This is a genomic window from Micromonospora sicca (assembly GCF_003172935.1).
Classification (GTDB): Bacteria; Actinomycetota; Actinomycetes; order Mycobacteriales; family Micromonosporaceae; genus Micromonospora; species Micromonospora sicca.
This window is the reverse complement of record NZ_QGKS01000075.1, coordinates 35,244-43,890: the sequence shown is the minus strand read 5'-3', so window position 1 is coordinate 43,890 and position 8,647 is coordinate 35,244. Positions and strand designations below refer to the sequence as shown.

At 74.7% G+C, this 8,647-nt stretch carries 8 protein-coding genes and 1 tRNA gene; 6 read left to right on the top strand and 3 right to left on the bottom strand.

Annotated elements, in window-relative coordinates:
* Nucleotides 1-621 precede the first annotated feature (621 nt).
* Together DKT69_RS02370 and DKT69_RS02365 are read right to left on the bottom strand one after the other, a co-directional pair.
* On the bottom strand, nucleotides 622-999 hold the full coding sequence (locus DKT69_RS02370; RefSeq protein ID WP_236647290.1) for an FmdB family zinc ribbon protein: 378 nt from the start codon (nucleotides 997-999) through the stop codon (nucleotides 622-624).
* A gap of 40 nt (nucleotides 1,000-1,039) precedes the next feature.
* Entirely contained in the window at nucleotides 1,040-1,705 is a 666-nt protein-coding gene (locus DKT69_RS02365) for a 5-formyltetrahydrofolate cyclo-ligase (RefSeq protein WP_109799953.1), read from the bottom strand.
* Between the two features lie 83 nt (nucleotides 1,706-1,788).
* Between DKT69_RS02365 and DKT69_RS02360 the strand changes: the two genes are divergently transcribed.
* From DKT69_RS02360 to DKT69_RS02335, 6 genes are all read left to right on the top strand, one after another.
* Nucleotides 1,789-4,002 (top strand): GGDEF domain-containing protein, encoded by a 2,214-nt coding sequence (locus DKT69_RS02360; RefSeq protein WP_201749450.1) that lies wholly within the window; start codon nucleotides 1,789-1,791, stop codon nucleotides 4,000-4,002.
* Between the two features lie 9 nt (nucleotides 4,003-4,011).
* Nucleotides 4,012-5,013 carry a UTP--glucose-1-phosphate uridylyltransferase gene (locus tag DKT69_RS02355; RefSeq protein ID WP_109799952.1) on the top strand — a complete coding sequence of 334 codons (1,002 nt, stop codon included), beginning with the start codon at nucleotides 4,012-4,014 and terminating at the stop codon, nucleotides 5,011-5,013.
* A complete protein-coding gene (locus tag DKT69_RS02350; RefSeq protein ID WP_109799951.1) occupies nucleotides 5,010-6,323 on the top strand; it encodes a molybdopterin molybdotransferase MoeA in 1,314 nt (437 codons plus the stop codon). The genes DKT69_RS02355 and DKT69_RS02350 overlap by 4 nt, the downstream gene beginning before the upstream one ends.
* A gap of 88 nt (nucleotides 6,324-6,411) precedes the next feature.
* Nucleotides 6,412-7,020, top strand: coding sequence for a GNAT family N-acetyltransferase (locus DKT69_RS02345; protein ID WP_201749451.1), 609 nt, complete (start codon nucleotides 6,412-6,414; stop codon nucleotides 7,018-7,020).
* Between the two features lie 178 nt (nucleotides 7,021-7,198).
* Nucleotides 7,199-7,993: a divisome protein SepX/GlpR gene (sepX, locus tag DKT69_RS02340; RefSeq protein WP_201749449.1), complete on the top strand. Its 795-nt coding sequence runs from the start codon at nucleotides 7,199-7,201 to the stop codon at nucleotides 7,991-7,993.
* Between the two features lie 205 nt (nucleotides 7,994-8,198).
* Nucleotides 8,199-8,272 (top strand) — tRNA-Ala (locus DKT69_RS02335).
* A 114-nt stretch (nucleotides 8,273-8,386) separates the two neighbouring features.
* Here the strand turns inward: DKT69_RS02335 and DKT69_RS02330 are convergent.
* Nucleotides 8,387-8,578, bottom strand: a complete 192-nt coding sequence (locus DKT69_RS02330) for a general stress protein CsbD (protein ID WP_109799948.1) — start codon at nucleotides 8,576-8,578, stop codon at nucleotides 8,387-8,389.
* Nucleotides 8,579-8,647 lie beyond the last annotated feature (69 nt).

Below are 8,647 nucleotides of genomic sequence, written 5' to 3'. Positions count from 1 at the left end.
GGGCGTCTCGTGGGCTCGGAGATGTGTATAAGAGACAGCCACAGCGCGCCGCCGACCACCCCCCTCACGACGCACCACCCACACCCCAAGCCACTCCTCCAAGGCCACCAACACACACCAGCCGGGAACACTCGACAGCCCTCGCTGGCCGTCACGCCAGCGCCTTCCCGTCTCGGCCGTTCCGGTGCCGCCATCCAGCCAGTGACCGGTCAGCAGGGTAGGAGCAGGAGACCCTGGAGGCAGGCGAGCGCCAGCCCGCCTTTGGACAACCGGCCCGCCTGTCCGAACGGGGCGGGACAAGCTCTCAGCATGGACAACCCGCGGCAGGCCATGTGTTACAGGCGAGCGGCTTCGTGGGGCCGGCGCCGAGCGGACGGTCGACCGGCTCGGCGAGCCGGGCCGCCGCCCTCGACGCCGGTGACAGCCGAAGCGGATCGGCCGGTTAAGCGCATGATCGACTCCGGATCGCCGATATGGGGGAGTCAGCTGGACTTGGTAGACCCCCACGTTGGCGTCCTTGAATGGATCATCGCCCGGACGCGAGCCAGCGTGCCAGCGTGCCACCCACGGGCCTGAGCGAGCCAGCGGACCGACGGACGCGGGCCAGGCGAGACAGCTGGGTCAGGACGAGGAGCTGGAGGTGCTGGCGGCCGGGGTCTTGGTGGTTCCGCCGCTGGTCGAGCTGGACGAGCCGTTCGACGTGCTGGTCGAGGAACTGCTCGAGGAGCCGGAGTCGCCGCCGGAGGTGGACTCCGACTTCGCCGGCTTGCTCGGGGTGCCCGCCGGGGTGTCCGAGCCCGACGAACGCGAGTCGGTGCGGTAGAAGCCCGGGCCCTTGAAGACGATGCCGACCGAGTTGAAGACCTTGCGCAGCCGCCCCTCACACGCGGGGCACTCGGTCAGCGGCTCGTCAGAGAAGGACTGCACCGCCTCGAGCTGGTGGCCGCACGCGGTGCAGGCGTACTGGTACGTGGGCACGTTCTCCTCCGGATCTGGCACGGCCGGTTGGCACTCGACGTATTCGAGTGCCAATGGTGCGTCATCGGGCCCGGGTTCGTCCAGCGGAAGCGGGCGGTCCCACACCGGGTGCCTCCGCAAGGGTACGCAGCCCGTCGGCGGGCGTGATCACGGCGCGTACCGGCCGGTCGTGCGGCTGGGCGGGGACGCTCGCCACCAGCTCCCCGTCGTGCAGCAGCGCCACCGTGACGGTCGTCACGGGCACCCGGGCCAGCGCCCGGTCGTACGAGCCGCCGCCGCGGCCCAGCCGCAGCCCCCGGTGGTCCACCGCGAGGGCCGGAACGACCACCAACCCGGCGTCGGCCACCGCGGACCGCCCCAGCCGGGGTCCGACGGGCTCACGCAGCCCACGCCCGGCCGCCACCAGCGACTCCGGGTCCGTGTACGCCGCCCAGTCCAGGTCCAGGTCGTCGCGGAGCACCGGCAGCAGCAGCTCGGCCGCCGGCTCCAGCGCCGCCCGCAGCACCGCCGGCAGGTCCGGGCCGCCCGGTTCCGAGGCGACCGGGACGTACGCGGTCATCCGGGCCGGACGCAGCCGGCGTACCAGGGAGACCAGCTCGGCCTGCACGCGCGCCGCCGCTTCCGCGCGCCGGGCGGCGGTCAGCGACCGGCGGTGGGCGAGAAGTGCGATCCGCATGTCCCGCTTCGCCCCATGCGTCACATCCGCTCCATCAGAAAATTCCGGCACGCAACACTCCTGACGCAACGCTTGCCTCCCCGTCGCTCTGTGTCAGCATCGCAGCATCGGGCGCGGAACTTCCGGGGGGAAGCTTGACGCTACGCGGGCGATTGACGGCGGCCTTCCTCGCGGTGGTGCTCGGCCCCGTCCTGCTCGGCGCGTTCTTCGTCGGCTCGACCATGTCGGCCGTGGACCGGGGCCGCTCCACCGAGCGGCTCGGGCTGGCCGCAGCCGGGGTGCGTACCTCCGTGGACGCGCTGTGCCAGCAGTTGCGCGCGGCGGCCGACGCGGTCGCGCTGGTCGCCGACCCCGCCGCGCGGCCCGGCGCGGCCACCCAGGTGGTCGGCCGCGGCCTGGCCGCCGCCGTCCGGGTCACCGACACCGCCGGCCGGACCACCTACGTCACGCCGGGCGGGCCGGACGGGCCCTGGCAGGACTGCTCCGGCGACCCGCCGGCCGCCGGGCCGGTCCGCGCGCTCGCCGCCCGGGTCCAGCTCCGCGACCCCGCCGGCGCCGACCTGGGCACGGTCGCCGCCGCCCAACCCGTCGACCCGGCGTTCGTCGCGCGGCTCGCCGCGGTGACCGGCGTCGCGGTCACCCTGCTCGACCACGCGGCCGGGCCCGTCCGAGTCACCCACACCACCGAGAACCGGGGGGTACGCCCGGCGGTGCTCGCCGCCGCCGACCGGGTCGACGGGGACCGGGTCACCGAGACCGCCGACGGCCGGTACGTCCGCCGGGCCGGCCCCGCCCCGGGGCAGCCGCTGCCGCTGGTGCTCTCCGTCCCGGGTGAACGCCCACCCGGCCTCTACGCCTCGCTGGTCGCCGCGGTGGTGCTGGCCGCGCTGCTGGCGGTGCTGGCCGCCGGGCGGCTGGCCCGGGTCACCACCCGGCCGCTGGTGGAGCTGGCCGGCGCGGTGGACCGGGTGGCCCACGGCGACTTGAACACGCGGGTCCCGGTGCGCAGCCGGGACGAGATCGGCCGGCTGGCCCTCGCCTTCAACCGGATGACCCGGGAGACCGGCACCTACGTGACCGCCCTGACCAGCAGCCGGGACCAGCTGCGCGGACACCTCGCGGTGCTCGGCGACACCCTGGCCAGCACCCACGACCTGCAACGCATCCTGCGGGTGATCCTGCACAGCGCGATCGCGGCGACCGGCGCCCGGGCCGGGGCGGTGCTGCTGCTCGACGCCGGTGGTGTGCTGGTCGGGCAGTGCGCCGAGGGGCTGGAGGGACGCTGGCCGGCGGCGGACCCGACGGACGCGGCGACGCTGCGGGTGCCGGTCGGCGCGGGAGTCGTCGGCGCGGTGGTCGCCACCGGGGAGCCGCTGCGCGGCCGATGGGAGCCCGCGACCGCGCCGACCGGGGAGCCGCTCTGCGAGACGTACATCGCGGTGCCCTTCGCCGCGCCCGGGGCGGCGGAGCTGGGCGGGCGCGGCGGCCCCGACCGGCCGGGACACCCGCCGGCCGACGCGGACGGCGGCGGCGCGGCCGGCGGGACGCTCGGGGTGCTGGCCCTCTACGACCGGGTGGGCGCCGACGAGTTCGACGACGACGACCTGGAGACGCTGCGCACCTTGGCCGGGCACGCCGCGGTCGCGGTGGACAACGTGCGGGTGCACGAGGAGGCGCAGCGGCTGTCGCTCACCGACCCGCTCACCGGGCTGTGGAACTACCGCTACCTGCGCGAGTCGATCCGCCGGGAGGTGGAGCGGGCCAACCGGTTCGGCCGGATGCTCAGCGTCCTGGCGCTGGACCTGGACCGGTTCAAGGACGTCAACGACACCTGGGGCCACGCCGCCGGGGACGCCGTCCTGGTGGAGTTCGCCCGCCGGGTACGCGGGGAGATCCGCGAGGTGGACCTGGCCTTCCGGCACGGCGGCGAGGAGTTCGTGGTGCTGCTGCCGGAGACCGACGCCCGGGGCGCGGCCATCGTCGCGGAGCGGCTCGGCGCGGTGGTCCGGGGCAGCCCGGTCCCGGTGGACGGGCACTCGGGCGAGCCGGTGCTGGTGCCGGTGACCGTCTCCATCGGCATCGCCGTCTACCCCGACCACGCCGCCACCGGCCAGCAGGTGCTGGACGCGGCGGACGACGCGCTGTACGCGGCCAAGGCCGCCGGCCGGGACGGCTACCGGCTGGCCCAGCCGCCGGACCCGACGCCCACCCAGGAGATCCCGGTGGTGGCCGGGGCGGTCAGCCCGCCAGACGGACTGCCCCGGGCCGGTGCCGTGGACGCCGCGGCCGGGCCCCCGGGCGGCGCGTCTTCCGGTCCTCACCCGCCGCGGCAGAGCCGTGGCCGATAGTCTCGCGACATGTCGGAGCACTCAGCGAATCCCTCAACGACCGCCGCGACCGGTCGTCCGCACGCGGTCAAGGCCGTCATTCCGGCCGCCGGCCTGGCCACCCGGTTCCTGCCGGCCACCAAGGCGGTGCCGAAGGAGCTGCTGCCGGTGGTCGACCGGCCGGTGCTGCAGTACATCGTCGAGGAGGCCACCCAGGCCGGCATCGGCGACGTCCTGCTGATCACCGGCCGGGGCAAGACGTCGATGGTGGACCATTTCGACAGCCGCCCGGACCTGGAGGCCAAGCTCGAGGAGAAGGGCGACGCCAAGACGCTCGCCGCCGTACGCCGCCCCAGCGAGCTGGCCGAGATCTACACCTGCCGCCAACCCGAGCAGCTCGGCCTCGGCCACGCCGTCGGGTACGCCGAGTCGCACGTCGGCGACCAGCCCTTCGCGGTGCTGCTCGGCGACGAGTTCGTCAAGCTCGACCAGCCGCTGCTGCCGGCCATGCTGGAGCTGCAGGCCCGCACCGGCGGCGTCGTGCTGGCGTTCTTCGAGGTCGACCCGGCCGACACCAAGCGGTACGGGATCGCCTCGGTCGAGCCGGCGGAGGCCGAGCTGACCGACATCGGCGAGGTCGTCAAGGTGACCGGCATGGTGGAGAAGCCGAAGCCGGAGGACGCGCCGAGCAACCTGGCCGTCCTCGGCCGGTACGTGCTGCCGGGGAAGATCTTCGACGCGATCCGTCGGACCGAGCCGGGCAGCGGCGGCGAGATCCAGCTGACCGACGCGATGGAGCTGCTGCGTACCGAGGGGGTGCCGGTGCACGCCATCGTCTACCGGGGTACCCGCTACGACACCGGCATGCCGCTCGGCTACCTGCAGACCGTGGTCCAGATCGCCGTCGAGCGGGAGGACCTGGGCCCCGAGTTCCGCAAGTGGCTGGCCGAGTTCGTCAACAAGGGCGACGAGACCGTCACCTCGGCGATCCTGAGCGGGGTGCGCAACGCGTCGGGCGGTCCCAATACATGACCGCGACGGCCGACGCCGAGGCGGCCGCGAACGGGTTGACGCCGCTCGCCGACTACCTGGGCAGCGTGCTGCGCAGGTTACGCGCGCTGCCTCCGCTCGACCTCGACCTCACCCAGGCGTACGGCAATGTCCTCGCCGAGGACGTCGTCGCGCCGCACTCGTTCCCCGCCTTCGATCAGGCGGCGGTGGACGGGTACGCCGCGCGCTGGGAGGACATCTCCGGAGGGAGCCGGGGGCCGGGATATGTCCCGGCCCCCTCCGGTACGCCCGGTGGGCGCAGCATCCGGCTGAACGTGGTCGGCGACCTCGGCGCGGCGAGCTGGCGGCCGGTCCGGCTCACCCCGGGCTCGTGCTTCTCCGTCGCCGCCGGGGCGCCGCTGCCCATCGCCGCGGACGTGGTGGTCCCGGTGGAGTGGACCGACCAGGGCATGGCCGCGGTGGAGATCTTCCGCGCCCCCAAACGGGGGTACGGCGTCCGCCGCGCCGGTGAGGAACTGCCCGCCGGCACACTGCTCGCCCGCGCCGGCACGTACGTCTCGCCGGCGCTGGTCGCCGTCTTCGCCGCCACCGGCATCGGGCACGTGGTGGTCCGGCCGAGCCCCCGGGTGGTCATCGTGGCCACCGGCGACGAGCTGGTCGACGTGGGCCGGGGCAGCCAGCCCGGCCAGGTGGTGGACGCCAACTCGCACGCGCTGACCGCCGCCGCCGCCGAGGCGGGCGCGCTGGCGTACCGGGTGGGGATCTGCGACGACGACCCGGAGGGGCTGCGCGGCCTGCTGGAGGACCAGACGCTGCGGGCCGACCTGATCATCACCACCGGCGGCACCGGCACCGGCCCGGGCGACATGGTCCGCCGGATCCTGTCCCGCCGGGAGGGCGGTCGGGCCGGACCGGTGACCTTCACCGACGTCGCCCTCTATCCCGGAACGGCCCTCGGATTCGGTACGGTCGGCGCCGAGGAGGTGCCGGTGGTGTGTCTTCCCGGGGAGCCCGGCGCGGCGCTGATCGGCTTCGAGGTGTTGGCCCGGCCGGCGATCCAGCTGCTGGCCGGCGCGGAGCCGGTGTTCCGGCCCAGCGTCCGGGCGCACCTGCTGGAGACCCTCTCCTCCCCGGTGGGGCTGCGCGAGTTCCGCCCGGCGCATGTGGCCGAGCGGCGCGGCGGCGGGTACACGGTGCAGCCGCTCAGCGGGGGACCGTTCACCCTTTCCGGCCTCGCCGAGGCGAACGGGCTGCTGGTGCTCGGTGAGCGGGTCACCACCGCCGCCGCCGGCTCGACTGTGGACGTGCTCCTGTTGGACCGGCGTCGGTGAGCGCGAGGAGTGAGCTCGCGAGCCCCGCAGCCGTGCGCGGAAGGCAGGCTCGGTGAGCTGGTTCCAGCGGCCGCCCGGCTGGCCGGCGGTGCTGGTGGACGGTCCGGTGGTGCTGCGGCCGTACCGGCGCTCCGACGCGGCCGCCTGGTCGGAGGTGCGCCGCGCCAACCGGGCCTGGCTGTCCCCTTGGGAGTCGCACCTGCCCGGGAGCTGGGACGAGTCGAACTCGCCCGCCGCGTTCCGTTACGTCCACGCCGACCAGCGCCGCTCGGCTCGTACCGGTGACGGCATGCCGTTCGCCGTCTGCCTGCGCGAGCAGGGGAAGGAGCGGTTGGTCGGCCACCTCAACATCGGCAGCATCGTCCGGCGGGCGTTCTGCTCCGGGTACGTCGGCTACTGGGTGGACTCCCGAGTGGCCGGTCGCGGGGTGATCCCCACCGCGGTGGCGCTCGCCGTGGACCACGCGTTCGGCCCGGGCGGACTGCACCGGGTCGAGGTGAACATCCGGCCGGAGAACCGGCCGTCCCGGCGGGTGGTGGAGAAACTCGGCTTCCGCGAGGAGGCCTACCACGTGCGCTACATGCACATCGACGGCGCCTGGCGGGACCACATCGGATACGCGATGACCAACGAGGAAGTTGCCGCCGAGGGCGGGCTGCTGGCCCGCTGGCACCGCGTACGTGACAGCGCGGGGTGAAGGGTCCCACCCCCGACGCCCGGCGCGGCGCACGGTCAACCCGGTCGGCGGCCCGTAACCTCAAGTAACTGCAAGCTTTGGCAAGCGCTGCCCGCCCGCAAGATCTGCGCCGTGGACAACCATCCGGGGAAGATTCTGCGGCCGAGCGGCGGTTGCTCCGAACTCGGTGACGGGAGGGGTGAGGGTGCCGACCTCGGTGCTCCTCGCCGTCCTCGCCGCCGCCGGCCTGCTCGCCCTCGCGCCGGCGCTGGTCCGCCGGTACGACGCCACCGAGCGGCTGGTGGCGGAGCGGGCGCAGTCGACGGCGCGGGTGCTCCAGCGCCGCCGGCGGCGCCGCACTGTGCCGGGACGGCGCCCGGTCAGCCCGCCCCGCTCCCTGATTGTCACGCTCAGTGAAGATCCGAACACCGGGAGTCTGGCCGCCCCGGTGTCCGCGCCGCCCGGCCCGCGTCGCCCGAACCGGCTGCGCGCGGTGCCGCCCGCCCCGAACCGGTCCCGCCGACGGCACCCGCCGAAGCGGCGCCACCACACCCCGGCGATCTACCGTCGCCGCCGGGTGCTCGCCGCGCTGCTGCTGCTCAACTTCGTCGAGTTGATCGGCGTGGTCGTGGTCAGCCCCGGGTTCTGGATCAGCGTCTCGGTCACCGGGATGCTGCTGGTGGCGTACGTCGTACACCTGCGGCAGCGCGCCCTCGCCGAGCGCCGGCGGCGGCGCGCGGAGGCCCGGGAGGCGGCCTGGCTGGCCGCCCGGCAGGCCGAGGTGCGCCGCGAGCAGGCCCGCCGCCCCGCCGCCCGCCGGGAGGCCCAGCGCCGCCTGGCCGCCCAACGCGAGGCGGTCCGGCGTACGGCGATGGGCCTGGACCGCCCCGCCGACCTCCCGGCCGCCGCGGCCGGCGGCTCGGTCTCCTACCGCCGCACCGGCGGCCTCCGCGGCCGCCCCTACCAGTCCGGCCGAGGCTCCCACTCGGCCTGACCCGGCCGCCTCCGGTTGATCGACTCTGTTTGCGGGACGTTCCGGCATCCCGGCCCGCCTCGGACACCGCAACCTCCCGTCTGCCGAGTGGATCAAGGCTGGGTCGCAGGAGGGGCGATTCGCGGTCGAGGTGCTCGACCTGTTAGCCTTGTCGCCGGCCCGCCCGGTGAAAGCCGGGTGGGACCGACGCCGGTTCGCCGGCGGAGGGGCTGTGGCGCAGACCGGTAGCGCACCTCGTTCGCATCGAGGGGGTCAGGGGTTCAAATCCCCTCAGCTCCACCCAAGGTCAAAGGCCGTTTCCGCTAGTCGGAGACGGCCTTTGTCGATCTTGCACAGCGGCGGAGTACCGCACCGCCCCCGGCACGCAGGCCGGGGCCGGCGGGTCGTGCCGGGTCAGCTGGTGAAGTTGTCCCTCGTGTTCCTAGCGTCCTCCTGGACGTGCTCGCCGGGCTGCTTGCCCTCGGCCTCATCCCGACGCATCGCCCGCTCCGCCTGCGACCGCTCGTCCTGGTTCATGTCGCCCATTCGCGCCCTGGCCGGGCCGGCCACTTGCTCGACCTTGTCGTTCGCCCTCTCGAAGCTCATGTCGACTCCCTGTCGTGTCGGCGGACGGGGGCGCCGTCCGCCCTCCCGACCAGCGTCCCCGCCGGCCGG

Excerpts from the sequence above, each read along its gene's own strand:
- DKT69_RS02355 (WP_109799952.1), top strand. The coding sequence starts at position 4,012 with ATGTCGGAGCACTCAGCGAATCCCTCAACGACCGCCGCGACCGGTCGT.
- DKT69_RS02350 (WP_109799951.1), top strand. The coding sequence starts at position 5,010 with ATGACCGCGACGGCCGACGCCGAGGCGGCCGCGAACGGGTTGACGCCG.
- DKT69_RS02330 (WP_109799948.1), bottom strand. The coding sequence starts at position 8,578 with ATGAGCTTCGAGAGGGCGAACGACAAGGTCGAGCAAGTGGCCGGCCCG.